The sequence below is a fragment of the Streptomyces mutomycini genome (assembly GCF_001700505.1).
In the GTDB taxonomy this organism is placed as follows: Bacteria; Actinomycetota; Actinomycetes; order Streptomycetales; family Streptomycetaceae; genus Streptomyces; species Streptomyces mutomycini.
In genome coordinates this window covers 1-25,132 of record NZ_MAPV01000119.1, presented here as the reverse complement: position 1 = coordinate 25,132, position 25,132 = coordinate 1, and the positions used below count along the sequence as shown (strand labels likewise).

General features: G+C 70.8%; 25 protein-coding genes, 1 other RNA gene and 1 pseudogene. 10 read left to right on the top strand and 17 right to left on the bottom strand.

Annotated features, from left to right (window positions below; translation table 11 throughout):
- Positions 1 to 127 precede the first annotated feature (127 nt).
- A complete protein-coding gene (locus tag BFF76_RS18245; protein ID WP_053928691.1) occupies positions 128 to 982 on the top strand; it encodes a PhzF family phenazine biosynthesis protein in 855 nt (284 codons plus the stop codon).
- A 56-nt stretch (positions 983 to 1,038) separates the two neighbouring features.
- On the opposite strand, the gene BFF76_RS18240 is transcribed toward BFF76_RS18245, so the two are convergent.
- Together BFF76_RS18240 and BFF76_RS18235 are read right to left on the bottom strand one after the other, a co-directional pair.
- Positions 1,039 to 2,037 (bottom strand): aldo/keto reductase, encoded by a 999-nt coding sequence (locus tag BFF76_RS18240; RefSeq protein ID WP_065848638.1) that lies wholly within the window; start codon positions 2,035 to 2,037, stop codon positions 1,039 to 1,041.
- A gap of 61 nt (positions 2,038 to 2,098) precedes the next feature.
- Positions 2,099 to 2,710 carry a TetR/AcrR family transcriptional regulator gene (locus BFF76_RS18235; protein ID WP_053928471.1) on the bottom strand — a complete coding sequence of 204 codons (612 nt, stop codon included), beginning with the start codon at positions 2,708 to 2,710 and terminating at the stop codon, positions 2,099 to 2,101.
- Positions 2,711 to 2,814: 104 nt separating this feature from the next.
- Here BFF76_RS18235 and BFF76_RS18230 point away from each other — a divergent pair, with 104 nt between their 5' ends.
- The 5 genes from BFF76_RS18230 to BFF76_RS18210 all read left to right on the top strand — a co-directional run bounded on the left by BFF76_RS18230 (position 2,815) and on the right by BFF76_RS18210 (position 8,121).
- Positions 2,815 to 4,269, top strand: a complete 1,455-nt coding sequence (locus BFF76_RS18230; RefSeq protein WP_065848637.1) for an MFS transporter — start codon at positions 2,815 to 2,817, stop codon at positions 4,267 to 4,269.
- Positions 4,270 to 4,326: 57 nt separating this feature from the next.
- Positions 4,327 to 4,908 carry a GNAT family N-acetyltransferase gene (locus BFF76_RS18225; protein ID WP_031097000.1) on the top strand — a complete coding sequence of 194 codons (582 nt, stop codon included), beginning with the start codon at positions 4,327 to 4,329 and terminating at the stop codon, positions 4,906 to 4,908.
- Positions 4,909 to 4,987: 79 nt separating this feature from the next.
- Positions 4,988 to 5,890 (top strand): glycosyltransferase family 2 protein, encoded by a 903-nt coding sequence (locus BFF76_RS18220; protein WP_065848636.1) that lies wholly within the window; start codon positions 4,988 to 4,990, stop codon positions 5,888 to 5,890.
- A gap of 351 nt (positions 5,891 to 6,241) precedes the next feature.
- On the top strand, positions 6,242 to 6,670 hold the full coding sequence (locus tag BFF76_RS18215; protein ID WP_031096996.1) for a pyridoxamine 5'-phosphate oxidase family protein: 429 nt from the start codon (positions 6,242 to 6,244) through the stop codon (positions 6,668 to 6,670).
- A gap of 419 nt (positions 6,671 to 7,089) precedes the next feature.
- Positions 7,090 to 8,121: a 7-epi-alpha-eudesmol synthase gene (locus BFF76_RS18210; protein WP_031096993.1), complete on the top strand. Its 1,032-nt coding sequence runs from the start codon at positions 7,090 to 7,092 to the stop codon at positions 8,119 to 8,121.
- Positions 8,122 to 8,189: 68 nt separating this feature from the next.
- Here the strand turns inward: BFF76_RS18210 and BFF76_RS18205 are convergent, their stop codons facing one another.
- The 11 genes from BFF76_RS18205 to BFF76_RS18165 form a co-directional block, all read right to left on the bottom strand.
- Entirely contained in the window at positions 8,190 to 9,446 is a 1,257-nt protein-coding gene (locus BFF76_RS18205) for a cytochrome P450 (protein ID WP_031096991.1), read from the bottom strand.
- Complete coding sequence (locus BFF76_RS18200) at positions 9,443 to 10,051, bottom strand: GTP-binding protein (protein WP_031096988.1); 609 nt, start codon at positions 10,049 to 10,051, stop codon at positions 9,443 to 9,445. The genes BFF76_RS18205 and BFF76_RS18200 overlap by 4 nt, the downstream gene beginning before the upstream one ends.
- Positions 10,032 to 10,403: a DUF742 domain-containing protein gene (locus tag BFF76_RS18195; protein WP_053928474.1), complete on the bottom strand. Its 372-nt coding sequence runs from the start codon at positions 10,401 to 10,403 to the stop codon at positions 10,032 to 10,034. The genes BFF76_RS18200 and BFF76_RS18195 overlap by 20 nt, the downstream gene beginning before the upstream one ends.
- Positions 10,400 to 10,810 carry a roadblock/LC7 domain-containing protein gene (locus tag BFF76_RS18190; protein WP_065848635.1) on the bottom strand — a complete coding sequence of 137 codons (411 nt, stop codon included), beginning with the start codon at positions 10,808 to 10,810 and terminating at the stop codon, positions 10,400 to 10,402. Before BFF76_RS18190 ends, BFF76_RS18195 begins: the two co-directional genes overlap by 4 nt.
- Positions 10,807 to 12,534 (bottom strand): sensor histidine kinase, encoded by a 1,728-nt coding sequence (locus BFF76_RS18185; RefSeq protein WP_053928475.1) that lies wholly within the window; start codon positions 12,532 to 12,534, stop codon positions 10,807 to 10,809. Before BFF76_RS18185 ends, BFF76_RS18190 begins: the two co-directional genes overlap by 4 nt.
- Positions 12,535 to 13,116: 582 nt before the next feature.
- The gene (locus BFF76_RS33025; RefSeq protein ID WP_065848634.1) at positions 13,117 to 13,515 is read right to left on the bottom strand and encodes an EVE domain-containing protein; all 399 of its coding nucleotides are present in this window, start codon (positions 13,513 to 13,515) and stop codon (positions 13,117 to 13,119) included.
- 53 nt (positions 13,516 to 13,568) lie between these two features.
- Positions 13,569 to 13,844, bottom strand: a complete 276-nt coding sequence (locus tag BFF76_RS18175; RefSeq protein WP_065848633.1) for a hypothetical protein — start codon at positions 13,842 to 13,844, stop codon at positions 13,569 to 13,571.
- A gap of 117 nt (positions 13,845 to 13,961) precedes the next feature.
- Positions 13,962 to 15,506: a hypothetical protein gene (locus tag BFF76_RS32720; protein ID WP_141695621.1), complete on the bottom strand. Its 1,545-nt coding sequence runs from the start codon at positions 15,504 to 15,506 to the stop codon at positions 13,962 to 13,964.
- Positions 15,469 to 15,837 (bottom strand): hypothetical protein, encoded by a 369-nt coding sequence (locus BFF76_RS32715; RefSeq protein WP_141695620.1) that lies wholly within the window; start codon positions 15,835 to 15,837, stop codon positions 15,469 to 15,471. The genes BFF76_RS32720 and BFF76_RS32715 overlap by 38 nt, the downstream gene beginning before the upstream one ends.
- 584 nt (positions 15,838 to 16,421) lie before the next feature.
- An RNA gene (rnpB, locus tag BFF76_RS18170) (RNase P RNA component class A) lies at positions 16,422 to 16,821 on the bottom strand.
- Between the two features lie 18 nt (positions 16,822 to 16,839).
- Complete coding sequence (locus BFF76_RS18165; protein ID WP_053928476.1) at positions 16,840 to 17,373, bottom strand: TetR/AcrR family transcriptional regulator; 534 nt, start codon at positions 17,371 to 17,373, stop codon at positions 16,840 to 16,842.
- 390 nt (positions 17,374 to 17,763) lie between these two features.
- Between BFF76_RS18165 and BFF76_RS18160 the strand changes: the two genes are divergently transcribed.
- The 3 genes from BFF76_RS18160 (at position 17,764) to eda (ending at position 20,650) form a co-directional block, all read left to right on the top strand.
- Entirely contained in the window at positions 17,764 to 18,978 is a 1,215-nt protein-coding gene (locus BFF76_RS18160) for an IS110 family RNA-guided transposase (RefSeq protein WP_031101398.1), read from the top strand.
- Between the two features lie 159 nt (positions 18,979 to 19,137).
- Complete coding sequence (yaaA, locus tag BFF76_RS18155; RefSeq protein ID WP_031096979.1) at positions 19,138 to 19,938, top strand: peroxide stress protein YaaA; 801 nt, start codon at positions 19,138 to 19,140, stop codon at positions 19,936 to 19,938.
- Between the two features lie 64 nt (positions 19,939 to 20,002).
- Entirely contained in the window at positions 20,003 to 20,650 is a 648-nt protein-coding gene (gene eda / locus BFF76_RS18150; RefSeq protein WP_065848632.1) for a bifunctional 4-hydroxy-2-oxoglutarate aldolase/2-dehydro-3-deoxy-phosphogluconate aldolase, read from the top strand.
- A 10-nt stretch (positions 20,651 to 20,660) separates the two neighbouring features.
- Here eda and BFF76_RS18145 read toward each other — a convergent pair whose 3' ends face one another.
- The 4 genes from BFF76_RS18145 to BFF76_RS18130 are packed head-to-tail and all read right to left on the bottom strand — an operon-like array spanning position 20,661 to position 24,333.
- Complete coding sequence (locus tag BFF76_RS18145; RefSeq protein ID WP_065848631.1) at positions 20,661 to 21,446, bottom strand: sulfite exporter TauE/SafE family protein; 786 nt, start codon at positions 21,444 to 21,446, stop codon at positions 20,661 to 20,663.
- A gap of 9 nt (positions 21,447 to 21,455) precedes the next feature.
- Positions 21,456 to 22,757 carry a bifunctional RNase H/acid phosphatase gene (locus BFF76_RS18140; protein ID WP_065848630.1) on the bottom strand — a complete coding sequence of 434 codons (1,302 nt, stop codon included), beginning with the start codon at positions 22,755 to 22,757 and terminating at the stop codon, positions 21,456 to 21,458.
- Entirely contained in the window at positions 22,757 to 23,500 is a 744-nt protein-coding gene (locus BFF76_RS18135; protein ID WP_244167297.1) for a zinc ribbon domain-containing protein, read from the bottom strand. The genes BFF76_RS18140 and BFF76_RS18135 overlap by 1 nt, the downstream gene beginning before the upstream one ends.
- On the bottom strand, positions 23,497 to 24,333 hold the full coding sequence (locus BFF76_RS18130) for a Nif3-like dinuclear metal center hexameric protein (RefSeq protein ID WP_065848628.1): 837 nt from the start codon (positions 24,331 to 24,333) through the stop codon (positions 23,497 to 23,499). Before BFF76_RS18130 ends, BFF76_RS18135 begins: the two co-directional genes overlap by 4 nt.
- A 296-nt stretch (positions 24,334 to 24,629) precedes the next feature.
- Between BFF76_RS18130 and BFF76_RS33355 the strand changes: the two are divergent.
- Positions 24,630 to 25,132 (top strand): annotated as a pseudogene (locus BFF76_RS33355) (hypothetical protein); the annotation flags it as partial.

Sequence of the window (25,132 nt, the reverse complement as noted above, 5' to 3'; positions counted from 1 at the left end):
CCGTGGAGAACATAACGGGGCCGCGGGAGCGGCCAGGGGGTGGTCCGGGGAGTCAGGACCCCGGACCACCCCCGCGATCCGCCCGGGCGCGGGAATGCGCGTCCCCGCCGTGCGGTTGATCTGCGGCATGAGCCCACACCCCCGCGCCGAGGTCCTCCGCTACACCGCCTTCTCCGCCGACCCCGGCGGAGGCAACCCGGCCGGGGTCGTCCTGGACGCCTCCGGGCTCGACGACGCGGCGATGCTCGCCGTCGCCGCGGAGCTGGGTTACAGCGAATCGGCGTTCCTCACCGCACCGGACGGCCGCGGCGGCCACACCGTCCGTTACTTCAGCCCGAAGGCAGAGGTGCCCTTCTGCGGCCATGCCACGGTCGCCGCCGCCATCGCGCTCGCCGAGCGGGACGGCCCGGGCGATCTGGTGTTCTCCACCCCCGCGGGTCAGGTCCCGGTCACCGTCGTCCGCGACGGCGACGAGCTCCGCGCCACCCTCACCAGCGTCGAGCCGCACACCGAGGACATCACCCCCGATGATCTCGCGGAGGCCCTGGCCGCCCTGGACTGGCCGGCCGCCGGCCTGGCTCCCGCGCCGGCACCCCGCATCGCCTACGCGGGCGCCCGCCACCTGGTGCTGGCCGCCGCGACCCGGGAGCGGCTGGCGGACCTCTCGTACGACTTCGCCCGCCTGGAAACCCTCATGCACCGGCTCGCCCTGACGACCGTCCAGCTGGTGTGGCGGGAGTCCGGCACGGTCTTCCACGTCCGCAACCCGTTCCCGGTCGGCGGCGTCGTCGAGGACCCTGCGACGGGCGCGGCAGCGGCCGCGTTCGGTGCGTACGCGCGTGAGGCCGGCCTCGTCCCGCACGACGCCGTCCTCACGCTGCACCAGGGCGCCGACATGGGCAGGCCCGGCACCCTCACCGTCGAACTGAGGCCGGGTGACCCGCGGATCCGGGTGACCGGGACAGGAACCCGGATCGGCTGACCAGCCGCTCCCCCGCCCCGCCGGCGCTCACACGCACATGCGCCGCCGCACCCTGCTCACGCGAGCAGGCCCGCGATCTGCCTGAGCTGCTCCGGCCGCAGTGGGCCCTGGGCGAGGGCCGCCGCGTTCTCCTCCGCCTGGGCGACGGTCCTGAAGCCCGGGATCGGCACCGCCCGCCGGCTGCGCGCCCACAGCCAGCCGAGGGCCCCCTGGGCGAGGGTGCGGCCGTCTGCCGTCAGCACCTCGCGGACGGCCTCGACCCGCGCCGCCCAGTGCCCGGCAGGCACCCCGCCCTCCTCGTACCAGCGCAGCCAGGCGGGCGGGGCGGACCGGATGTCGCCCCGGTCCGCCCGTCTGCCCGGATCGCGGGCACCCGCGAGGAGGCCCATGGCCAACGGGCTCCGGACGATGCTGATCAGGTCCCGCTCCTCGCTGAGGGCCAGCATCCCGGGAGCGTCCTCCAGCACGTTGCAGGCGTGCTGGACGGCCGCGCAGTGCTCACCCTCGGCGAAGAGCGCGGCACGCTCCGGGTCGTCGGTGCTCCACCCATAGGCCCTGATCAGCCCCTCGGCCACGAACTCCTCGCAGGCGTCGCGCAGTTCCGCCGCCTCGTCGAACGGGGTGTCGCCGAGATGCAGCTGGTAGAGGTCGACCCGGTCGGTCCCCAGCCTGCGCAGCGAGGCGATGAGCGCCTCACGGGCGTACTCGGGGGACCTGTCGGCACCGTCCATGACGCGGGTCCGCTCGTCGAACAGGTTGCCCCACTTGGTGGCGACGACGACGTCGTCCCGCCTGCCCGCGAGCGCCCGGCCCAGCACCCGTTCACTGTGCCCGGCCCCGTACACGTCCGCGGTGTCGAAGAACGTCACCCCGAGGTCGAGCGCCCGGCGGATCGCGGTCACCGACTCGTCGTCGTCGACCTTCCCCCAGCCGAGCGGACTGCCGTCGGGCGTCGACCACTCCCCGCCGATCGCCCAGCACCCGAAGCCGAGCGCGCTCACTTCGATACCGCCGCGGCCAGGAGTTCTCGGCCGCCAGTCCGTTTTCGTCTGCATGAGCGCAGAACCTACGAGTTGGAGTGCACGAGAAGTCAAGCGCTCCCCACCGCCCGCCTCGTCAGCTCACGTACACGCCCGCCCTCGCCGCCGCGGCCGCCGCGGCGGCCGCGCGGTCGGCGACAGCCTCGTCAAGGGGGTCGCCACTGGCCAGCAGCCGGTAGTACAGGGGCGCCGACACGGCCCGGACCACCTCTCGGGCATCGGTGCCCGCGGGCAGCTCGCCCCGCCCGACCGCCGCGTCGACGCAGCCGGCCCACTCCTCGACGCGCACAGCGTAGAAGCGGTGCAGGGCCTCGGCCGTCCGGGCGTCGCACGTCGCCGCCGCGATGACGGCGGCGAAGAGGGGGCCCTGGCGCGCGTCGGTCAGCGTCCGCACCACCAGCCGCGCGTTGGCCCGGAGGTCCTCCTCCAGCGATCCCGTGTCCGTGCGCGGCACGGACTGCTCCGCCATGTCCGTCAGCAGGTCGGCGACCAGCCCGGCGGTGGTGGACCAGCGCCGGTAGACCGTCGTCTTGCCGACCTCGGCACGGCGGGCGACATCGGCGAGGTCGAGCCGGTCGAAGCCCTGCTCGACCAGCGCGTCACCGGCCGCACGCAGCACGGACTCCCGGACCCGGGCTGTGCGCCCACCGGGCCGGACCGTGCCGGGCTCGCCATCCCCTGCATTCATAACGGGTCTCCAGCTCCATTAGTCGGCCATCCCCTGCTACGGTGACCCCACCTTAACGGAACCACAGATCCGTTAAGGCTCAGGGTCTTCAGGAAAGGGCACCCATGTCCACGAACAGCACGGCACCCAGCGCCGCGCCCCACCGGGCTCCGGCCCCGACGGCCCCGCGCATGACCGGCCGCCAGAAGCTCGTCCTCGTCCTCCTCCTCGGCGCGCAGTTCATGATCGCCGTCGACTTCTCGATCCTCAACGTCGCCCTGCCCGCCGTCGGCGAGGGCCTCGGATTCTCCCTCGCCCACCTCCAGTGGATCGCCACCTCCTTCGCCCTCGCCGCCGCCGGCTTCACCCTGCTGTTCGGGCGCGTCGCCGATCTCGTGGGCCGCAAGCGGCTGTTCATCGGAGGCATGGTCGTCCTCGGCCTGTCCTCCGTACTCGGCGGGCTCGCCACCTCTCCCGAGGTCCTGCTCACCGCACGCGTCCTGCAGGGCCTGGCCACCGCGGCCGTCACCCCGGCCGGACTCGCGCTGCTCACCACGGCGTTCAGGGAAGGGCCCCTGCGCGAGCGCGCCCTAGGCCTCAACGGCGCCCTGATGTCCGCCGGTTTCACGGCGGGGGCGATCCTCGGAGGGCTGCTGACCGATCTGCTCTCCTGGCGCTGGGCCTTCTTCGTCAACGTTCCCGTCGCCGCGCTCGTCGTCGCCCTGGCCCCGTCCGCCATCACCGACTCGCGGCCGGCCGGACGGCCCAAGCTCGACCTGCCGGGCGCCGCCGCCGTCACCGGTGGCCTGCTGCTGCTCGTCTTCGGCCTGACGCAGGCGGGCGAGTCCGGCTGGAGCACACCCACCACGCTCACCGCACTGCTCGCCGGTGCCGCGCTCCTCGTGGGTTTCTGGTTCATCGAGAAGCGGGCGGCGGCGCCCCTGGTCCCCGTGCGCATCCTGAGGCGGCGCAGCGTCATCTGGGGCAACGCCACCGGACTGATCGCCTTCGTAACCGAGACCTCCCTGGTCTTCCTGCTGACGCTCTACCTCCAGGAGGTCCTCGGTTACTCCCCGCTCGCCACCGGTCTGGCCTTCGGCGTGCTGGGCATCGGCACCGTGACCGGCGGCGTGCTCGGCGGCCGTGCGGTCGGCAGGTTCGGCAACCGGCGCACCATCGTCCTGGGCGGCGTCGTCCAGGCCGCCGCCACCCTCTCCCTCGTCGTGCTCGGCACCTCCGGCGGCTGGATCTGGCTCCTGCTGGCCGCCACCTTCGTCGGTGGCGTCGGCAACATGCTGATGATCGTGGGCTTCATGGTCACCGCCACCTCCGGCCTCCCCGACGAGGAGCAGGGGCTGGCCACCGGCCTGGCCACGATGACGCAGCAGGTAGGCATCACCATGGGCATCCCGGTCATGAGCGCGATCGTCACGGCCCGGACGGGCACGGACACCGGACCCGGCGCGGTGCTGTCAGGGGTCTCTGCGGCGGTCCTCGTCAACTCGGCCCTCGTCCTGGCCGGAGCCCTTCTCGCCGGGGCGTTCCTCGCCCGGTCCGGCAGCCGGACATCCGCCGGGTGAGTCGGGCGGGTGAGTCGGGCCCGGGCGGCGGGCCCCGGACGGGGCACCATGAGCGTCATGGCACAGCCGCTGACCGTCCCCAGCATGACCGCCGGAGCCGATTTCGTCCTGCGCCCCTGGGAGATGAGCGACCTGCCCCTCGTCCGCGAGGCGGCAAAGGACGAATACATCCCGCTGATCACCACGATCCCCTCGCCGTACTCCGACGGGGCGGCCGAGGCCTATGTGAGACGCCAGTGGGACCGGGCGGCCTCCGGGACCGGGTATCCGTTCACCATCGCGCGCACCCGGGACCGGCGGCCCGTCGGCTCCATCGGGCTCCGGCTCACGGAGGCGGCCGAGGGGCGGGCGACGCTCGACTACTGGATGACTGTCCCGGGCCGCGGCCAGGGGGTCGCGGGAGCAGCACTGCGCACGGTCACCACCTGGGCCCTGCACGAGCTGCGCATCCCCCGCGTCCAGGTCCTCATCGAGCCGTGGAACACCGCTTCGGTACGGACCGCCGAGAGCGCCGGCTACCTGCGCGAGGGCCTGCTGCGCGGGTGGCGGGAGATCGGGGGAAGGCGCCGGGACATGCTGATCTACGCCCGGTTGAACGGCGACCGGCCGCAGGGTGTCCTGGCCCCCACGGACAGCTGAACACCAGACGTTACGATCGCGGGCACCGCGGCGGTACCGCGGTGCCCGCAGCCACCGGAACCCGCAGGAGAACCGAGCCTTGTCCGAACCACGCATCGGCGTATCCATCGTGACCATGGGAGACCGCCCGCAGCAGGTCGAGGCTCTGCTGGCGTCAGTGGCCATGCAGGACGTACGGCCCGCCCGTGTGATCGTCGTGGGCAACGGCTCGCCGCTCCCCGACTACGGCGCCTTCCCCGGCCTGGCGGACCTCACCGGCGGCGTGACCGTGCTCGAACTCGACGTGAACCTGGGCTGTCCCGGCGGCCGCAACAAGGCCCTGGACGCACTCGCCGGGTTCGGCGACGTGGACGTGGTGATCGAACTGGACGACGACGGACTCCTGGTGGACAAGGACGTGTTCCGCACGGTCCGCAAGCTGTACGCCGCCGACGCGGGCCTGGGCATCGTCGGCTTCCGCATCGCCGACGAACACGGCGAGACCCAGCGCCGGCACGTCCCGCGTCTCCGCGCCAAGGACCCGATGCGCCCCGGCCCGGTCACCGCGTTCCTCGGCGGCGGTCACGCGCTCTCCATGAGGATGCTCGCCGAAACCGGCCCCTGGCCAGCCGAGTTCTTCTTCACGCACGAGGAGACAGACCTGTCCTGGCGCGCACTCGACGCGGACTGGACGATCCGCTACGAGCCCGGCCTGCTGCTCCAGCACCCCAGGACGTCTCCGGCCCGGCACGCCGTCTACTACCGCATGACGGCCCGAAACCGTGTCTGGCTGGCCCGCCGCAACCTGCCGCTCCCCCTGATCCCCGCCTACCTCGGCATCTGGATCCTGCTCACCCTCGCCCGCACCCGCTCGGTCTCCGGTCTGCGCGCCTGGGCGGCCGGCTTCGCCGAGGGGGTGCGCACCGAGTGCGGCGGACGCGACCCGATGCGCTGGCGCACGGTGTGGCGTATGACCAGGCTGGGCCGCCCGCCGGTCATCTGACCGCCCGGGCAGGCGCACCACATGGGTGATCCGGTCCAGCGCGTCCTCGTCACCGTGCGCCTGTGCCAGGCCGGCCGTGCGGCAGCGCGTGAGGCGAGGAAGACCCGGGCGATCCCTCCGCGTCCTCGGACTCGCCGTTCCCAGCCGTACGGACGTGTCCTGAGCCATCCTGTCGCCCCCTCGCCGGTGAACGCACAGGTACACCAGGGGCGTACGCCGGCCCAGCGGTCCTCGCGGCCGTCGGCCGTCCACCGGTCCGGGACGAAAGCGTGTGGCTCTCCCTCCGGACCGGGGCGAGCGTTGCATAATGCGGCCCGAGGCGACAGCGCCCCCCGACCCGAGGAGTCAGCCATGGCTTTGACCCGCGAAGAGCGTGAGCAGTTTCTGGCCGAACCGCACGTCGCCGCGCTTTCCGTGAACGCGGCGGAGGAAGGGCGTGCGCCGCTCACCGTGCCGATCTGGTACCAGTACGCGCCCGGCGGCGACCTGTGGATCATGACGGGGCGTGACTCCCGCAAGGGCATCTCCATCGCCGGTGCGGGCCGCTTCAGCATCATGGTCGACCGCGTCACGCCGACTGTCCGCTACGTCTCCGTCGAGGGCCCCGTGGTCGCCACGCTCCCCGCGACCCGAGACCAGCTGGTGGAGATCTCGTCGCGCTACCTCCCCGCCGAGAGGGTCGACGCCTACGTCGACTTCGCCTGGAGGGAACACGGCGAGCAGGTGGTCATCCACATGCGCCCCCAGCGCTGGCTGAGCTCCGATCTGGGCGGGGTCTGAGCGGTCGTCGTCAGCGCCGACGAGAGGTGACCGATCGTCTCCGCCGAGCACACCAGCCGCGTCGCACCGACTCCCGCTGTACGGGGCCTGGGCAGTCGTCCGCCCGTCGGCCACACAGGCGAAACGGAGGATTCCCGGCGTTTCACCATTCCGCGCGACAGCCGCCTGACCTTTGCGAACGCGGCGCGGGACCGGCTCGGACGGCGATGAACGGAACCCGCGTGAGGCTCCGGTTCCGCAAATAGTCCTTCGAGCCGATCTTGTGGCATAGATCGTTTAGGCTCTGGGCAGCCTCGGGGCGCACATGATGGGCCATCAAATCCGTGCCCAGAACGTGCACTTCGAGTCAATGGGCGTTCAATCCCGATCGTCCTGTCGCAGGGGCGGGGGCCTGCGAACCTTCTCCAGAGAGGACGCCAATGCCGCAGGACGTCACATTCGACCTCCCCTTCAAGGCCCCGGTCAGCGACCACCTCGACTCCGCACGAGAGCGTCACCTGCGCTGGGTGTGGGAGATGGGCCTGGTCCGCAGCCAGGCCGGGTTCGAGGAGTACCAGTCCTGGGACCTGCCCCAGGCGGCCGCGCGGACGTACCCGTACGCCTCGGCCGACGACATGGTCGTCCTGATGAACTGGTTCTCCCTGGCCTTCCTCTTCGACGACCAGTTCGACTCCGGGAGCCCCGATCGCGCGGACCGCATAGCGGAGGTCGCACGGGAGCTGATAGCCACGCCGCTGCGCCCCGCCGGGACGGCTCCGCGCGTCGTCTGCCCGATCACCCTGGCCTGGGCCGAGGTGTGGGCCCAGCTCTCGGATGGCATGTCCCTGACCTGGAAGACCCGGTTCGCCGCCTCCTGGGGGCGCTTCCTCGTGGCACACACCGAGGAGGTCGACCTGGCGGCCGAGGGCCGGGCGGGAACACTCGGCATCGAGGAGTACGCGGAGTTCCGCCGCCGCACCGTGGGCATCCACCACAGCATCGACGCGGGTGAGCGCAGCCGCGGCTTCGAGGTGCCGGCACAGGTGCAGGCGCACGAACTGATGGCACGGATGCGGGACCTGGCCGCCGACACGATCGGCTTCATGAACGACATCCACTCCTTCGAGCGCGAGAAGCGCCGGGGAGACGGTCACAACCTCATCGCCGTCCTGCACCGGGAGCGCGGCGGCACCTGGGAGGAGGCCGCGGACGAGGCGTACCGGATGACCACGGAGTGCCTGGAGGAGTACCTCGAACTCGAGTCGCACATACCGGTGATGTGCGAGGAGCTCGGGCTCGGCACCGAACAGCGTGACCAGGTGCGGATGGGCGTGGAAGCCATCCAGCACTGGATCAGCGGCAACTACGAGTGGGCCCTGACCTCCGGCAGGTACGCCGCGGCGAAGGAGGGGCCGGCCGCCACGGCCGAGCTGGCGGGCAGGGGATCGCTGGACGATCTGCTCGCCGTATGACGAACCGTCCCCGCCCGGCCGAGCGGTGCTCGGCCGGGCGGGGACGGTGGGCAGGGCCGGACGGACGCCTACTGCGCGGCGAACTCGACCGGGAGCGCGTCCAGGCGCGCCTCCCAGGTGGACGCGGTCGAGGTGAGCTCGTCGGCGGGTACGGACAGACGCAGTCCGGGCAGCCGGTGCAGCAGGACGTCGACGGCGGTCCCGATGATGGCCTGGCCGATGTTCTGGCCGGGGCATTCGTGCGGGCCGCCGCTGAACGCGAGGTGCGACTGGTTGCCGTGTACGGAGACACCGGAGTCGGGCCGGATCTCCGGGTCCAGGTTGCCCGCGGCGAGCCCGAGCACCAGCAGGTCGCCCTCCTTGACCTGCGTACCGCCGAGCTCGAGGTCCGCGGTGGCGAAACGCCCCGGAAGGACCGCCAGCGGCGGGGTGTTCCACATGACTTCCTCGACGACCTCGGAGATGGATCGCTGGCCGCTGACGAGTCCCGCGAGGCGGGAGGCGTCGGTGAGGACCAGTTCGAGCACCCGGGCCAGCAGATTGCTGGTCGTGGTGTGCGCGGTGATCAGCACGAGACGCAGATGGCTGACGATCTCGTCCTCGTCGAGACCGGCGGTGTGGGCGAGCAGCCCGGTGGTGAAGTCGGGGCCGGGCTCCACGCGCTTGCGCTCGGCTAGCTCCCCGAGGATCTCCATGATGCGGTCGTTGTGCTCCAGGGCGTCCGGACCGCCCTTGAGGACCTGTGCACAGGAGACCGCGAGACTGCGCCCCTCCGCCGCGGGCAGGCCGAACAGCCGCGTCAGCACCAGCATCGGCAGGTACTCGGCGTACTCGATGACCAGATCGGCGCTGCCCTTCCCGGCGAACGCGTCGATCTGCTTGTTCGCGAAGTGCGTGACATGACGCCGGATACCGCGCCCCGCGAGGGTGTCCAGGTTGTCGGTGACGGCCCTGCGCAGCCTGCGGTGCGGCTCCCCGTCCTGGGACACGCAGTCGGGACGCCAGCCGAGCATCTGGATCAGCGGTGAGGTCTCCTCGACGCCGCCCTCCGCCCAGTCCCGCCAGATGCGCGAGTCGCGGCTGAACTGGAGGGGGTTGTCGAGCACGCGCCGGCTCTCGCGGTAGCCGAGGACGAGCCAGGCACGGACGTCCCCTTCGAGCAGTACCGGTGCCACGGCCCCGTGTTCCTTGCGCAGCCGCCCGTAGATGCCCTGCGGGTCGATCGCCGCCTGTGGCCCGTACAGCCTGGTGAGGCCGCCGTCGCCGCCGTGCATGACGGGGCAGCCGCCGGCGGCCTCCGCCTCGTTGTCCGAGTGGTCGGTCATCGGGGCTCCAGCGCGACGTCGGAGCGTGCCTTGAGGTGCCGGATCAACGCGATCAGCACGTCACGGCTGGAGTTCCGGTCGCGGGCGTCACACGTCACCACCGGGGTGTGCTCGGGGATGTCCAGGGCGTCGCGTATCTCCTCGACCGGGTGGTTCGTGGAGTCGGGGAACACGTTCAGGGCGATGACGAAGGGCACGTTCTGCCGCTCCATCTCCTCGATGGCCCGGAAGCTGGAGGCCAGCCGGCGGGTGTCCACCAGGACCACGGCCCCGAGGGCCCCCTTGAACAGGCCGTTCCACAGGAACCAGAACCGCTCCTGCCCCGGTGTCCCGAACAGGTACAGCACCAGTTCGTCGTTGATGCCGATCTTGCCGAAGTCGAGGCTGACGGTGGTCTGCAGCTTGTCCGCCACCCCGATCAGGTCGTCGACGTCCACGCTGGCCTGGGTCAGCGTCTCCTCGGTGGTGAGCGGCTTGATGTCGCTGACCGAGCGCACCAGGGTGGTCTTCCCGGTACCGAAGCCGCCGGCGATCATCACCTTCACCGAGCGGGTGCCGCCTCCGGCCGTCTGCCGGTCGGAACGGTCAAAGCCTTTGAAGTCCACTGAGTACCTCCTCAAGGAGCGCGAGGTCGGGCCCGCGGCCGGCTCCTGACGCCGGGATGGGATCGCGGGCCTCGACACGGCCTGCGTCCAGCAGATCGGCCAGGAGCACCGCGAGAATGTTGAAGGGCAGTCCGAGATGGGCACCGAGTTCGGCGACCGACAGCGGATCGCGGCAGCGCCGGAGTATCTCCTCGTGCTCGTGCTGCAGGCCGGGCTCGGCTGCGGCACACGAGATGATGAGGGTCGCCACGTCCAGGGTCGACGCCGAACCACCCGGTCCGCTGCGCCCCCCGGTGAGGACGTAGTAGCGCTCGAGACCGGGCGGGTCCGTGGGCCGGCGGGGACCACTCATCCAGACTGCTCCTCCAGGCGCGGACTGGTGCCGAGGAGCTCACCCATCCTCCGCGCCAGGTCCCTCATCTGGTGGCCGAGCAGGCCCTGGTCGAGCCCTTCCCTCGCAAGAACCCCGAGGTACGTCTCCACACCGGCCCGCACCACGAAGAGGTGACCGCCGTCGACCTCGATCATCGCGAGGCGCAGCTGTCCCGCGTACGCGGGGAACTGCTCGGCGACGGGCTGTGCGAGCGCCTGCAGGCCCGCGACCACGGCGGCGAAGCGGTCCACGTCGTCGGGGTCGTCGGCTCCGTAGGAGGTGATGGCCTTGCCGTCGCTGGAGGCCACGAGGGCGAAGCGGATCTCCCGGATGCTCTCCGTCAGATCCCGGAGCGCCCAGCTCACGTCGGTTCCCTGTTGCGTCATGTGGACAAGTCGCTCTCTTCAGTGCGGTTGGACTCACGGCCGTCAGTCGTCTCACGGGCGCCCCGGCCGGCGTCCGCGGCTGCCGCCCCCGGCGGGGCGCTCTCGCGGCCGGCCGTGGCGAAGGCGGCGAGGCCGGCGAACGACGCGTCCGGCGGCACGGCTGCCATCGACTCCGTGGTGCGCTCGGCGACTGCCGGGCGGGCGGCCGGCGTGTCGGCCCGCCTGCTCCTGCGTCGCGGCAGACCGCCGGGGGTGGTGTCCACGGCTTCGACGGCTTCGACGGCTTCGGTGTTCTCCACGGGCACGGCGGGCACGGCCGTCGCGGCGACCGGCTCTGCCGGACTCACCGTGACGGGCCTGGCCGGTTCGGTGACGGGGGCGGGCAGATGGCTGAAGTACTTGTGGGGGACCACCACGACCACGGAGGTCCCGAGCCACGGCGAGTCCGCGAAGGTGACCCGGATGCCGTAGCGGCGCGCCAGGGCACCCACCACGCGCAGGCCGAGGTTCGCGTCCTCCGAGATGCCGCCGAGGCCGGGGCCCTTCGACGTACCGGCGATGGACTGCTCCGCCTCGCGCTTCCGCTCGTCGCTCAGGCCCTTGCCCGCGTCCTGGATCTCGATGCCGACACCGTTGGGCACCTCCTTGCCGGAGACGACCACGGGCTCGGTGGGCGGTGAGTAGCGCGTCGCGTTGTCCAGGAGGTGGGCGAAGATCAGCGTGAGGTGATCCACCAGGCCGCCGTCGACACCGAGTTCGGGCAGGTGCCGGACCTGGATGCGGTTGAAGTCCTTGATGCGCCCGATGCCGCCCCGGACCACGCTGAGCAGTCGCTGCGGCTCCTGCCACTGGCGTCCCGGCCGGTCCGAACCACCCAGTACGCCGATGCTGGCGGCGAGACAGTCGGCGGGGCCGATCTCCTGGTCCAGCTCCATGAGTCCCTGGGCCACCGCGGGCAGCCGCCCGTGTTCGCCCTGCATTTCGTGGAGCCGGCCGCGCAGCCGGCCCGTCAGTACGTGGATCCGGCTGCCGATGCCGACCACGGCCTGCTCCGCCGAGGTGGAACGGTTCAGCTCCTCCTCCACCTCGAGCAGCGCGGTCCTCAGGACCCTGCGCAGCGCGGCGCGCAGTTCCGGGCTCACGTCGGTCTCCTGGCCGACCTCGGCCAGGATGTCGTCGATGGAGTCGCCGTCGCGCAGCCGGTCGACCGCTTCGGGGAGATGGCTGCCACCGAGCCTGGAGACGACGGCCTGCTGGAGGGCGAGCTGCTCCTCCATCACCCGGTTACGTTCGGCGATGGCCGTCTCGTACGCCTGGGTGTGTTCTCCAACGGCGTTCTCGTACGCCTGGGTGTTCTCAGCGAGCCGGGCCTCGAAGTCGGCCGTCATCTGGCCGAGTTGGGCCTCCAGAGCTGAGCGCTCGGCCGCGAATCTCTCTTCCCGGCCCCGCACGTCCGCGTACAGCTGCTGGGAGTGCTCGGCCTGCGCCGAGCGGAAGTCCTGGTCCGCGCGGCCGAGCCGGGACCGGGTCCGGACGAGGAGTCGCACACAGGCCGCGCCGGCGACGGTGACCGCGGCACCCGCGAACGTCGCGGGTAACTGGACCTCATCAGGTCCCGCCACTGCGGTGGCGACGGTTCCGGCCCCCAGGGCCAGCGGCATCAGCCACCAGCCGTACCAGGAGACCGGGGCACGTGCCGCCGGGGGTGGAGTGGCAAGTTCCATCTGCATCCTTCGAGAGCACCACAATCGAACAGAGGGGTCGCGCGGGCGCCGCACGCGCGAGCGGGCAGCGCGGCGGCGGCTGAGTGAGTTCGAGTCAACTCGCCGCGCCGCAAAGGAGCCTATCGGGTTTGGATCACAAGTGATCAACTCCGCTCCGCATGCAGGAAGCATTCGCTCACGCTGTGGCTGGAAGCTTCCGACTCCTCTGACAGGCGCGCGCGAGGGACCCCCGGCCAGAGAGCCCAGGCCGGATGTGCGGGCGAATCCGCCCGGCAGGGGAGGCGGAAGAACGGCCGGAAAAGGTCTTTGAGCGGTGTCGAAGACCTCGCCCCCTAGAGCAGTGCGCCACCCTGCCCCGGAACGGGTGGCAGACATCGCGGACACCACGGCTGAACTCGTCGACTACGCACGGCGGCTCGCCGCGGTCCGGCGCACACTGGGCGGGCTCCGCCGCCAGGAACGCGAGGTGCCATGCGCACCCGCCGGCCCGCGGAGGCCATCTGGAGCGCCCCCGCGCGGCGTCAAGGCCCGCACTCCCCCGGCAGCTCGGCGACTGCCGCCCCGCGTGGCACCGACCTGCGGTTACAACTTGGCCTGCTTCAGGAGGAGTTGCAGATCGCTGTCCCGCGCCAGGGGCACTCCTTGGGGGTGCTGGTTGGACAGCGCCGAGAGCGGGACCGGGGAGCGGTACAGAGCCCGAGTCGCGTCCACATTGAGCACTGCCGGGAACCGCCACGGGTACTCAGCGTCCCCCGTCACCTCGTAAGGCTTGTCCACGACCTCCGCGACGGCGGCCACTTCCTTCACCGGGGCGGCAAAGTAGATCCAGATGCGATCTCCGGGGAACATATGGCGGCGCCTTGCCAGCCACCACTCCTGCCGGGGAACGGCCTCGGCCAGCTCCAGCACCCGCTCCTTGCTGGAGAAATCACCGTCCATAGTGGTGTCCGTGGGCTTCACGATGAACAGCCAGTCGCGCATGGCACCCTTCCTTCGCGGTCTATGGCTACCGCAGTGCTGCGACAGCCGCTCGGTCATGTCGTTCCGCCGGCGTCCACAGGGAGTCCGCCCACACATCCGGGGCACCATCCACCGCTCTCGCGCCACTGGCGTTCCTCGTTCTGCGTGGACAGCGCCTTGGCGTGCCGGTGCAGCGTGCACGCCAGTGCGTAGGTGCCCTCCTCCCTGCGGATGACCTGGGCGCTGTCCTGGGGATGGCCGTAGACCAGATCCCATCCCGGGATCACGGACGGACCCATGGCATCGACGCGGCGTCGGCCGTCGCTGCTGACGTGGGTGGTGCGCTCCATGGATGGTCTCCTTTGTGGTGTCCTGCCCCGACCTCCGGGGGCGCCCGTCGCCCCGAGGCGAACAGCGTGCGCAGGTGAACATCTGGTTCGATTCCAGCCTGCGCAAGTAGGGTGATTTCAGAGAGGTGAGTCGACCTCCAGGGTCTTGGCGATTCTGCGAACCAGCGAAACACCCAGAGGGGATTTCCGGGAGGCGAAATACACACTGTGGAAAACTGCTGACAGGGATCCCTCACGAGTCGCAGAGTTACCCGACAACGACTGCACATGGCGAGCCAAAGTTGTAGCCAATGCGCTCGAATCCAGGTAAACCATCCCTCTCAGAAGATCGGCTTCGATCGAAAATTGCAGCATCCACGGGACCCAACCGGGGTCGATGGGCCGCGTTCCACGCAATGTGCCCAGACGTTTGACTGCGGGAGGCGCGATCTCGTCGAACAGGTGGTGAAAGCGATGCCGGTCGTCGGTGTAGATGCAAGCAGGAAGGATGAACAGTTCGGGATGATCGGTTCTGATGCTCGCAGATTTCCCCCAGAGGGGGGCCAGCCACTCGATGGCATTGGGGAAGGTATGGGGCCGGCCCTCTGCCCGCACCCCTTCAAATGGAGCTCCCATATCGAATGGGGTCAAGTGACCGAAGAGACCTGAGGTCGCCAGGGTAGTCGCCTTCCAGTCGACACCCGTCCGGTCTTCCAGATGTTGATAGATGGCATCAACAAGATCGCGCACCGTGGATGGCACGTTGACCACAACGGCACGTCGGAAGTCGAAGCCGTGCATCTCTTTAGAAAGTTGAGCGAACAGAAGTCCCGGAGACTGCAATAACGCAGGACCAATGGGGAAATGACAACCGTTCAGCGCGATGTCGCATACCGTCGCTGCGGTTACGAGTGTCGTCATGCTCCGCTCCGCAGTGCCGCATGCCTTCAAAAAGATGTCGTAGGCGACGGTGTAGATTCCGGCCAGGAGAGACGAAACGTCGAGCCTCTTATCGCCCAGCAGGGTGGCATCGACGACCAATTTCGTGATTTCGCTGACCCGCGCCGAGAATTCCATGAGGTGCCTGATGCCAACTACCCAGCTGCGGTGTTGGGGTACCGCATAGCCATCTCCACCCTGAAACGCCTCTTTGGGGAATTGAGGGAACGAAAGCGGGAGACCCGACGGCCCTGGAACGTACTTCTGAATATGGTTGGCCAAAGCGTCGGTGAGGGTTCGAGTGGGCAGTGCGATCCCGGTGTCGAGTTCCCGGTAGTCGCCAATCCTGCAGCCGAAGAACGCCCTGCGGACCTGTTCGCAAAGTTCCCAGATTTCTACGATCCTTCGGCGCTCGGGGTGCGCGGACCGAAGGAGCGGAATGTCTTCCTCTGTGAGAGTTTCAAGCCCAGGCGTGCTGCTGATCACGCCCATCTCGAACTGCAGCAGAATAGAATTGTAAATCCCGCCGGTGGTGCCTACGTGCTGGAGCCAGTGATGCCGCTCGTGCAGCAGAATGGAATTGATCCGGCGAGCCTCTTCCTCGCTGGTGATTTCTTCTGGATCCAGGGAGTTACCGCCCAACTCGATGAGGACTGCAGTGGGGTCGAAACTCCCATGATTGGAACGCAGACGGAGTGATTCCGCATCATTCTTGTAGCTCTGGAGCCTGAGATGGGTTGACAATCTCAAGAACCTTCCTTCCATCTCGCACGGGCCCCTCGTACGTAACAGTGCTTCCCGCTTTGGTCCGGCGTACCGTGATCTTCACCCGGCGACTTTTGATGAAATTAATCAGCACTGCACTTGTGGCCGACGCGAAGCCCGCGCCGGAAACTCCGATGATGATCGTGTGAATCAGTTCAGAGCGCAGACCCGGGGAGTGCACGTTCGGTTCTTTGAGGATGATCCCCGGGTCATCGGCTAGCTCTTCCTCGAGCTGCTGAAGCGCCGCCGGCTCGGCGCACTCAATCTCGATCTCGCGTTCCCATTCACTTGTGCGACTGTTTACGGCCATGTGATGTCCGCCTAAGTAGGGTGATCGTCGGAGTGGTCCAAGGCGGAATAATATCGATGGAGCGTTAGCCGCGGGGAGCTTTCCGGGGACTGGGGCGGCCCGTGCGTGAAGAGTTCGTCGCACTGCCCGCCGGCTGGCATCACGCTGCAGGGAACCCGAGTCCGGACATCGACCGGGCGACGGTGGTGGCGTGATCGAGGGCCCGCAACGCACAGGGCCCCGCCCCCGAGGAAGGCGTTCGAGGTCTCAACACGTCGGCACCAGGACCCTGTTGGTTCACCATGCTGCCGCACTCGACCTGCTGGACGCCCTGTCGAGTGGGTCACGATGCCTCTCGTCACCCGCGAGCCCACAGTTCGGCGTTCGTGCTCCCTGGTCGAGACCGAGCCTTTACCCGGACCAGCGCAGGAGTCTCAGCATCCTTTGTCTCCAGGGACTTTTCACGGACTTTCCACGGACTTTCAGCGGTCCGAGGGCGCTGTCCGAGGGCCTTTTCGCTGCCTGCCGCGGCACGCCCCCGAAAGACCGGAGAGGGCCTCCGACGCAGGTCGGAGGCCCTCTCCAAGGCAAAACCGCTGGGGCGGCAGACGAGTCGGGCTGTACGCCGGGTTCTGTCGCCCGGTCGCCTCGCGGCGGCCGGGGAGACGGCCATCCATCTAGGACCGGCATTGCTGCCGGTCTCGTGCGGTCTACCCGCGAACTCGGGCGGGCAGCCCTCGGACGTTCGCGCAGGAGCACCGGGGTGCTCCCTCTTGACCTTGCTCCGGGTGGGGTTTACCTAGCCGCCTGAGTCGCCTCAGGCGCTGGTGGTCTCTTACACCACCGTTTCACCCTTACCGGGGACCGAAGTCCTCGGCGGTCTGTTTTCTGTGGCACTGTCCCGCGGGTCACCCCGGGTGGCCGTTAGCCATCACCCTGCCCTGTGGAGCCCGGACGTTCCTCGGGAGGATCCGGGGATCCTCACGCGGCCGTCCGCCCGGCTCGTCTGCCGTGATGGCCATGCTACCCGGCGGGGCCGGGGGTGAAGGCCGCGATGCCGGCCTCCCATGCCGCCGAGAGGTCGGCGCCCGGCGGGAAACGGCCGTTGAGCTCCAGGACGACCATCCCGTGGGCGAAGGCCCAGGCCGCCCTGGCCCGGTCCTCGTCGCCCCCGGCGGCACGGAACAGCGGGGCGGCTGCGGCGTCCGCCGCTTCCACGGCGGGAAGGGCCCGGCCCATGGTGAGGAGGTAGAGGTGCGGGTGGGCCAGGGCGTAGCTGCGGTACGCGGTGGCGAGTGCGGAGAAGGAGCCCGGGGCCGCCCGCTCGGCCGCTTCCAGGACCCCGGCGGTCTCCCGGAGCATCTCGGCGGCCAGCGCCGCCACCACGGACGACTTGTCCGGGAAGTGCTTGTAGAGGGACGGTGCCTTGACGCCCACCCGGTCGGCCAGCCGGCGCATGGTGAGCGCCTCCGGCCCCTCCGCCTCCAGCAGGGCACGCGCGGCGGCGATGATCTGCCCGGGGCGGCCGGCCGTGGGGGCGATGGCGAGGTCAGTCACGCCTGAGACCTTCCCTGGTACGGAGTCGGTACGCAGTCCGTAGCCGAGGACGTGATCGTACGAGATGCGGACAAGCCGGTCGTCGGGGACCTGGCCGCAGCCCGGGGCGGGCCTCCCGGCCCCGTTATCTTTTTCGCGGTCCTGCAACGGGACCGCTGGCCTCCGGGCCCGGCATGACTGTTGCCCCCTGTCGAAGGCATGACCTGGGGGGTGGTGTCACCGGGCCCGGGAGGTGCCGTCGGAGACGCTGATGAGAGGTCCGGCCACCGCCCGGTCCGGCGCAATGCCGGACAGTTCGCGGGCGGCAGGTCTGCATAACGTGGATGCGCGCGCACGACACCGACGCCGAGGCCGGCACCGTGAACACCCCTGGGGAGAGGGAAAGTAGCGATGTTCGACACCATCGAGGTGGGCGTCTTTCTGGGCCTGGACGTCGGCAAGAGCACCCATCACGGACACGGGCTGACTCCGGCCGGGAAGAAGGTCTTCGACAAGCAGCTGCCCAACAGCGAGCCGAAACTGCGGGCCGTGTTCGACAAGCTGGCCGCGAAGTTCGGCACCGTTTTGGTGATCGTGGACCAGCCCGCCTCCATCGGCGCTCTGCCCCTGGCCGTCGCCCGCGACGCGGGCTGCAAGGTCGCCTACCTGCCCGGACTCGCGATGCGCCGGATCGCCGACCTCTATCCCGGCGAGGCAAAGACCGACGCGAGAGACGCGGCGGTGATCGCGGACGCGGCCCGCACCCTGCCCCATACCCTGCGCTCGCTCGAACTGACCGACGAGATCACCGCCGAGCTCACCGTCCTGGTCGGCTTCGACCAAGACCTCGCCGCCGAGGCCACCCGCACCTCCAACCGGATACGCGGCCTGCTCACCCAGTTCCACCCCAGCCTGGAACGCGTCCTGGGCCCCCGCCTGGACCACCAGGCCGTCACCTGGCTCCTCGAGCGCTACGGCTCTCCGGCCGCGTTGCGGAAAGCCGGCCGGCGCCGCCTCGTCGAGCTGATCCGCCCCAAAGCCCCGCGCATGGCCACTCGGCTGATCGACGACGTCTTCGACGCCCTGGACGAGCAGACCGTGATCGTTCCCGGCACCGGCACCCTCGACATCGTGGTCCCGTCCCTGGTCCGCTCGCTCGCCGCCGTCCACGAACAGCGCCGGGCCCTGGAAGCCCAGATCAGCGCCCTGCTGGAGGCCCACCCTCTTTCCCAGGTCCTGACGTCGATGCCGGGCGTCGGCGTCAGGACCGCAGCCGTTCTGCTGACCACCGTCGGCGACGGCACCAGCTTCCCCACCGCCGCCCACCTCGCCTCCTACGCGGGCCTGGCCCCGACAACGAAGTCCTCGGGAACCTCAATCCACGGCGAACACGCACCCAGAGGCGGAAACCGGCAGCTCAAACGTGCGATGTTCCTCTCCGCCTTCGCCTGCATGAACGCCGATCCCGCCTCCCGGACCTACTACGACAAGCAACGCGCCCGCGGAAAGACCCACACCCAAGCCCTTCTCCGCCTCGCCCGCCAACGCATCAGCGTCCTGTTCGCCATGCTCCGCGACGGAACCTTCTACGAGTCACGAACCCCCACCGTCACCCTCGCCGCATGACCACCGCAAACAGCCACAAAAACGGCGGCACAACCTTGACGAGAGACATAGAGGCACCCCCCGGCCTCCAGGCGGGTTGGGGGGAGACCGGCCCCGTACCCTTGCCGGGAGGGCTCCCACATGCGCGGAGCCCTGTTCCGCGCAAGAAGGAGAACGCCCGTGCTCGTGCTGTTGCCGCCCTCCGAAGGTAAGGCCGCCTCGGGGCGCGGGGCACCGCTGAAGCCGGAGTCACTGTCCCTGCCGGGCCTCGCTGACGCGCGGGCCGCGATCCTCGACGAGCTGGTCGAGCTGTGCATGGGGGACGAGGACAAGGCCCGTGAGGTGCTCGGCCTGAGCGAGGGACTGCGCGGCGAGGTGGCGAAGAACGCGGAGCTCCGCACCGCCGGGACCCGGCCCGCCGGGGAGATCTACACCGGCGTGCTGTACGACGCCCTGGGCCTGGCCACGCTGGACGCGGCGGCCAGGCGGCGTGCCGGGAAGTCACTGCTGGTCTTCTCCGGGCTGTGGGGCGCGGTGCGGGTGGGCGACCGGATTCCCTCGTACCGCTGCTCGATGGGGGTGAAGCTGCCCGGCCTCGGCGCACTGAACGCTCACTGGCGCGCCCCGATGGCGTCGGTCATGCCGGAGACGGCCGGGGACGGGCTGGTCCTGGATCTGCGCTCGTCCGCTTATGCCGGGGCATGGAAGCCCGCGGGCGAGGTCGCGGAGCGCACGGCGAGTGTGCGGGTGCTGCAGTCCCAGATGGTGAACGGGGTGGAGAAGCGGTCCGTGGTCAGCCACTTCAACAAGGCCACCAAGGGCCGGATGGTGCGAGATCTGCTGCTGGCCGGGGCCCGTCCGAAGCGGCCGGCGGAGCTGGTGGAGGTGCTGCGCGACCTCGGGTACGCGGTCGAGGCGCAGGCCCCCGGGCGGGCCGGGCGGGCGTGGGCGCTCGATGTGGTGGTCACCGAGATCCACTAGCAGTCGTTGCAGCATACGCAACGCTCGTTGCGCAGTGTGCGGTTGTCGCGGCAGGATGAACGCCATGACCTCCTTCGCGCCCGCCGCCGTGTCCACCTCCGTGCTGGACCTCGCCCCCGTCGTCCCCGTCGTCGTACTCGAGGACGCGGCCGACGCGGTGCCGCTGGCCCGCGCCCTCGTCGCGGGTGGGCTGCCCGCGATCGAGGTCACGCTGCGGACGGCCGCGGCCCTCGACGCGATACGGGCGATCGCGGCGGAGGTTCCCGACGCCGTGGTCGGTGCGGGCACGGTGATCTCCCCGGCGCATGTGACCGGGACCGTCGCGGCCGGAGCCCGCTTCCTGGTCAGCCCCGGCTGGACGGACGCCCTGCTGGACGCGATGAAGGCATCGGGCGTCCCGTTCCTGCCAGGCGTCTCGACGGCCTCCGAGGTGGTCGCGCTCGTGCAGCGCGGAATCACGGAGATGAAGTTCTTCCCGGCCGAGGCCGCGGGGGGCACCGCCTATCTGAAGGCGCTGTCCTCTCCGCTCCCGCAGGCCAGGTTCTGCCCGACGGGCGGCATCACGCTCGCATCGGCGCCGTCGTATCTGGCCCTGCCCAACGTCGGCTGCGTCGGCGGCAGCTGGATGGTGCCCGGCGACGCGGTCGCGGCGAAGGACTGGGCGCGCGTGGAGCAGCTGGCCGCCGAGGCGTCGGCGCTGGGCCGCGGCTGAGTGCCGGAGCTCAGCCGGCCACCTGGACCGCGTACACGAGGCCGATCCCCAGGGCGAGGGTGCCCAGCAGGAGCCGGAGCGCCGTCTCGGGCAGACGGGGCTGGAGCCGTGCCCCTGTGTAGCCGCCGCAGAGTCCGCCGAGACCGCAGACCAGGCCCAGCGCCCAATCGGGAGCGATGTCGCCCGTGGCCGTGACGGACAGCAGCGCGTAGGTGCCCGCGCCCGCCAAGGACGTGACGAACGTGCAGGCCAGCGCGGCGGGGGCGACCTTGGCGACGGGGACCCCGCGCCCGACGAGGATCGGCCCGATGAGGGAGCCCCCGCCGATCCCGTAGACACCGCCCGCGATACCGACGGCCAGCGCGAGGGCCCTGGTCGCCCGGGGTGACGGGGGCGCCGCCCCGGCCGTGCGGCGGGCCGGACGCAGCGTACGGGCACACAGCCACACCCCCAGCGGGAGCAGCAGAACAGCGATGAACGCACGGAAGACCGTGGGGCCCGGCACGGCGAGGACCCGGATCACCGCGCCGATCACCACACCCGGTACGGCGCCGGCCACGAGCAGCCGGGTCAGCGGCCCGCGCAGCCTGCCGCTGCTGCGGTAGCGCAGGAGGGCCCCGGGGCACGAGACCACGTTGTACAGCAGGTTGGTGGGGGTCACGGCGGGGCTCGGCACGCCCAGGACACTGACCTGAACCGGCAGCAGGAACACCGCGCCGGACACTCCGACGGGTGCGGTCGCCACCGAGATCAGGAAGCCGGCGACGAAGCCCAGGAGTCCCGTGGACCAGGTCATCCCGCGCGGCTACCGCAGGTGCGACGTGTCGTTGAGGAGCCTCAGCGACGGGTTCCCGTCCGCGTAGTACGCCACCGTCGAGACGGAGGCGGGCGACAGCTCCATGCGGAACAGCGATTCCGGCGGGGCGCCCAGCGCGAGCCGGACCAGCGTCTTGATCGGCGTGACGTGCGTGACCAGCAGCACCGTGCGGCCCGCGTATCGGGCGATCAGCCGGTCGCGCGTGGCCGAGACCCGCTCCGCCACCTCGGCGAAGCTCTCGCCGCCGCCGGTGGGGGCGGCGTCGGGGGACGCCAGCCACGTCGTGAGGTCCGAGCCGTGGCGTTCACGCACCTCGGCGAAGGTGAGCCCCTCCCACGCGCCGAAGTCCGTCTCGCGCAGGCCGTCCTCGATCCGGACCTCCAGGCCGAGCCGGAGCGCCACGGCCTCGGCCGTCTCACGGCACCGGCGCAGCGGGGAGCTCACGATCTCCTGGACCGCGCCGCTGGCGGCGAACGCCTCCGCCGCACAGGCGGCCTGGTCCCGGCCCGTCTCCGAGAGCTCGGGGTCGCTGCCACCGCTCCCCGAGAAGCGCTTCTCAGGAGTGAGGGCCGTCTCTCCGTGCCGGAGCAGGATGAAGGTGGCGGGCGCCCCGAGGTCGGGTGCGCTCCCCCAGCCCACCTGAGGGGATACGGACGCGCCCACCTGCCCAGATGCCGAGGCGAATGCCGTCGTGCCGGACTGCGGGACCGCCTGTGCCGGACGGGCGGCGGCCATCGCGGCGCGTACCTTCGCCGCACCCGCGGCCGCGTCGCCGGGCGGGCCGGACAAAGGCAGCTGCTCCGAGAGTGGGGGCGGGCGCGTCGTCCCCAGGTCGGCCGTCGAGTTCTCCGGGGCCCACTGCTCACCCCGCCTGCCCGCGTCCATGGCCTCGTTGGCGGGCCGGTCGGCGTGCTTGTTCTGCTCGCGCGGGATCCACTCGTACGTCACCGAGGCAGGGGGCAGGATGCTCGCGGCCTCGGCGGCGAGCGGCTTCATGTCGGGGTGCTTGATCTTCCAGCGCCCCGACATCTGCTCGACCACCAGCTTGGAGTCCATCCGGACGAGCACCTGCACGGGCGCGTCCGGGAACAGCTCCCGCACCGCCTTCAGGCCGGCGATCAGGCCCTTGTACTCCGCGACGTTGTTCGTCGCGACGCCGATGTACTCCGCTGCCTCGGCGAGCGTCGCGGCATCGGCCGGATCGAGGACGACCGCGCCGTAGCCGGCGGGCCCCGGGTTGCCCCGGGACCCGCCGTCGGCCTCGACGACCAGCGTGCGGGGGGCGGACACTACAGGCCGGAGTCCGCGGTGCGGACCAGGATGCGGTGGCAGTTCTCGCAGCGCAGCACCGTGTCGGGGGACGCCGCCTTCACGTCGTTGACCTCGGTGATGTTCAGCTCCAGGCGGCAGCCCTCGCAGCGTCGCTGGTAGAGCCGGGCCGCACCGACGCCGCCCTGCTGTGCGCGCAGCTTGTCGTACAGCTTGAGCAGGTCGGCGGGGACGGCACTCGCGACGACCTCGCGGTCCTTGGCCACCGTGGCGGTCTCGGCGTCGAGCTCCCGGCTCGCGGCGTCCCGGCGGGCGGTCGCGTCGTCGGCCTTGGCCTGCACCGCGCTCACGCGCTCGGTCAGTTCGGCGACGCGCTCCTGGGCGGACTCGCGGCGCTCCATGATCTCGAGGACGACGTCCTCGAGATCACCCTGGCGCTTGGCCAGCGAGGTGATCTCACGCTGCAGGCTCTCCAGGTCCTTCGGCGAGGAGACCGCGCCGGAGTCGAGCCGCTGCTGGTCGCGGACGGCGCGCTGGCGCACCTGGTCGACGTCCTGCTCCGCCTTGCTCTGCTCACGGGTGGTGTCGCTCTCCTCGGTCTGCGAGGCGACCAGCAGGTCGCGCAGCTGCGCGAGGTCGCTGTTCAGCGAGTCGAGCTCGGCGTGCTCGGGCAGCGACGTGCGCTTGTGCGAGAGCTGGGACAGACGTACGTCGAGTGCCTGGACTTCGAGGAGTCGGATCTGGTCGGCGGGCGCGGCGTTCAGTTGGGGGCTCCAGAAGAGTGGTGGGTGGTCCAGGGGTCGGTGACCTGCTTCGAGACATGGACCCGCAGGTCCCATCCGTGGCGGTCGGAAAGTGCGTCGAGCTGCGCGGCGGCCTGCTCGCACCAGGGCCATTCGGTGGCCCAGTGTGCGGCATCGACGAGACCGAGCGGCGAGTGCTGGACGGCCTCGGAGGCCGGGTGGTGACGCAGGTCCGCGGTGAGGAAGGCGTCCACCCCGGCGGCGCGTACGGCGTCGAAGAGACTGTCGCCCGAGCCGCCGCTCACCGCGACCCTGCGGACGAGCGCGTCCGGGTCGCCGGCCAGCCGGACGCCCTGCGCGGTGGCGGGCAGCCGTGCGGCGGCGCGGGCGGCGAAGTCGCGGAGGGTCTCGGGGTGGTCGAGCTCGCAGATCCGGCCGAGCCCGCGGCGGCCGTCGGCATCGGTGGGGTCCGGCACGAGGGGGCCGGTGACCCGCAGGTCCAGGGCGCCGGCGAGGGCGTCGGAGACCCCGGGGTCGGCGGAGTCGGCGTTGGTGTGCGCGACGTGCAGGGCGATGTCGTGCTTGATCAGCCCGTGCACGACCCGGCCCTTGAAGGTGGAGGCCGCGACCGTCGTCGTACCCCGGAGATAGAGGGGGTGGTGGGTGACGATCAGCTGGGCGCCGAGGGTGCGGGCCTCGTCGGCGATCTGCTGGACGGGGTCGACGGCGAAGAGGACCCGGTCGATCACCGCTTCGGGGTCGCCGCAGACCGTACCGACCGCGTCCCATCCCTCGGCCCGCTCGGGGGGCCAGAGGGCGTCGAGTTCGGCGATGACTTCAGACAGGCGGGGCACGGAGGAAAGGCTACCTGTCCGTCGTGCCCCGCCGCCCCTGGCCGCCTGGGCCCGTGGAGCGGGACCGGCGGCCGGTACGAATCGTTACGTGGCGTGGGCGGCGCGGAGGCCTTCGAGGGGGCCGCGCACCCGGAAGCGGCGCCGAAACCCCGGGGCCGAGCGGACGCGGCAGCACAGCCGCCCCTGCCTCCGCAGGCGAATCAGGACATCGACACCCTTATGTGTGAAGTGGCATGGCTCATGTTGTCCGGCAGGGTGTCCGAAACCTAGCTTCTGTTGCCGGAGGTGACCGAACCATGACTGCCTGTGCCATCGAGAACAAGACCGCCGGAGTCGCAAGGGCTGCCGCATCGGCCGAGCCCGCACCCGGACCGGCGGAACCGGACGGGCCGGCCGAGCCCGTGAAACCCCGCGCCGCGGGCGCTTCGGACGAGGGCGCGGATCCGGTCAGACCGGGGTCGCCCGGCCCGGTCACCGAAACGCCCGGCGCGGGGGTGACAGCCGCCGGACAGCACGGCGCGGGGGCGACGGACCTGGATGCCGGACCGCTCAGCCCCTGGCCGCAGGCCGGTCAGGGCGGCCCTGGTGCGACCGGGGCAGCCCTCGTTCCCGGCAGCCACGTCGTCCCCGAGCCGTCGCCCGGCGGAGCCCTGAGGCGCGCCGCACCGGGAACGGCCGACACGCCCGAAAGGGCGGCCCACGTACCCGGAAGGGCGGCCGGCGCCCCCGGGAGGGCCGGAACCGTACCGCCCCTCCCCTCCGTGCCGCCCATGCCGCCGATCCCCTCCGTGCCGCCCAC

Coding starts and splice junctions, on each gene's coding strand:
- BFF76_RS18195 (WP_053928474.1), bottom strand. CDS start 10,403: ATGAGTGGTCCCCGCCGGCCCACGGACCCGCCCGGTCTCGAGCGCTAC.
- BFF76_RS33025 (WP_065848634.1), bottom strand. CDS start 13,515: ATGCGCGACTGGCTGTTCATCGTGAAGCCCACGGACACCACTATGGAC.
- BFF76_RS18230 (WP_065848637.1), top strand. CDS start 2,815: ATGTCCACGAACAGCACGGCACCCAGCGCCGCGCCCCACCGGGCTCCG.
- BFF76_RS32715 (WP_141695620.1), bottom strand. CDS start 15,837: ATGGCCGTAAACAGTCGCACAAGTGAATGGGAACGCGAGATCGAGATT.
- BFF76_RS18240 (WP_065848638.1), bottom strand. CDS start 2,037: ATGCAGACGAAAACGGACTGGCGGCCGAGAACTCCTGGCCGCGGCGGT.
- BFF76_RS18210 (WP_031096993.1), top strand. CDS start 7,090: ATGCCGCAGGACGTCACATTCGACCTCCCCTTCAAGGCCCCGGTCAGC.
- BFF76_RS18215 (WP_031096996.1), top strand. CDS start 6,242: ATGGCTTTGACCCGCGAAGAGCGTGAGCAGTTTCTGGCCGAACCGCAC.
- BFF76_RS18225 (WP_031097000.1), top strand. CDS start 4,327: ATGGCACAGCCGCTGACCGTCCCCAGCATGACCGCCGGAGCCGATTTC.
- BFF76_RS18160 (WP_031101398.1), top strand. CDS start 17,764: ATGTTCGACACCATCGAGGTGGGCGTCTTTCTGGGCCTGGACGTCGGC.
- BFF76_RS18205 (WP_031096991.1), bottom strand. CDS start 9,446: ATGACCGACCACTCGGACAACGAGGCGGAGGCCGCCGGCGGCTGCCCC.
- BFF76_RS18175 (WP_065848633.1), bottom strand. CDS start 13,844: ATGGAGCGCACCACCCACGTCAGCAGCGACGGCCGACGCCGCGTCGAT.
- eda (WP_065848632.1), top strand. CDS start 20,003: ATGACCTCCTTCGCGCCCGCCGCCGTGTCCACCTCCGTGCTGGACCTC.
- BFF76_RS18245 (WP_053928691.1), top strand. CDS start 128: ATGAGCCCACACCCCCGCGCCGAGGTCCTCCGCTACACCGCCTTCTCC.
- BFF76_RS18235 (WP_053928471.1), bottom strand. CDS start 2,710: ATGAATGCAGGGGATGGCGAGCCCGGCACGGTCCGGCCCGGTGGGCGC.
- BFF76_RS18185 (WP_053928475.1), bottom strand. CDS start 12,534: ATGGAACTTGCCACTCCACCCCCGGCGGCACGTGCCCCGGTCTCCTGG.
- BFF76_RS18190 (WP_065848635.1), bottom strand. CDS start 10,810: ATGACGCAACAGGGAACCGACGTGAGCTGGGCGCTCCGGGATCTGACG.
- BFF76_RS18145 (WP_065848631.1), bottom strand. CDS start 21,446: ATGACCTGGTCCACGGGACTCCTGGGCTTCGTCGCCGGCTTCCTGATC.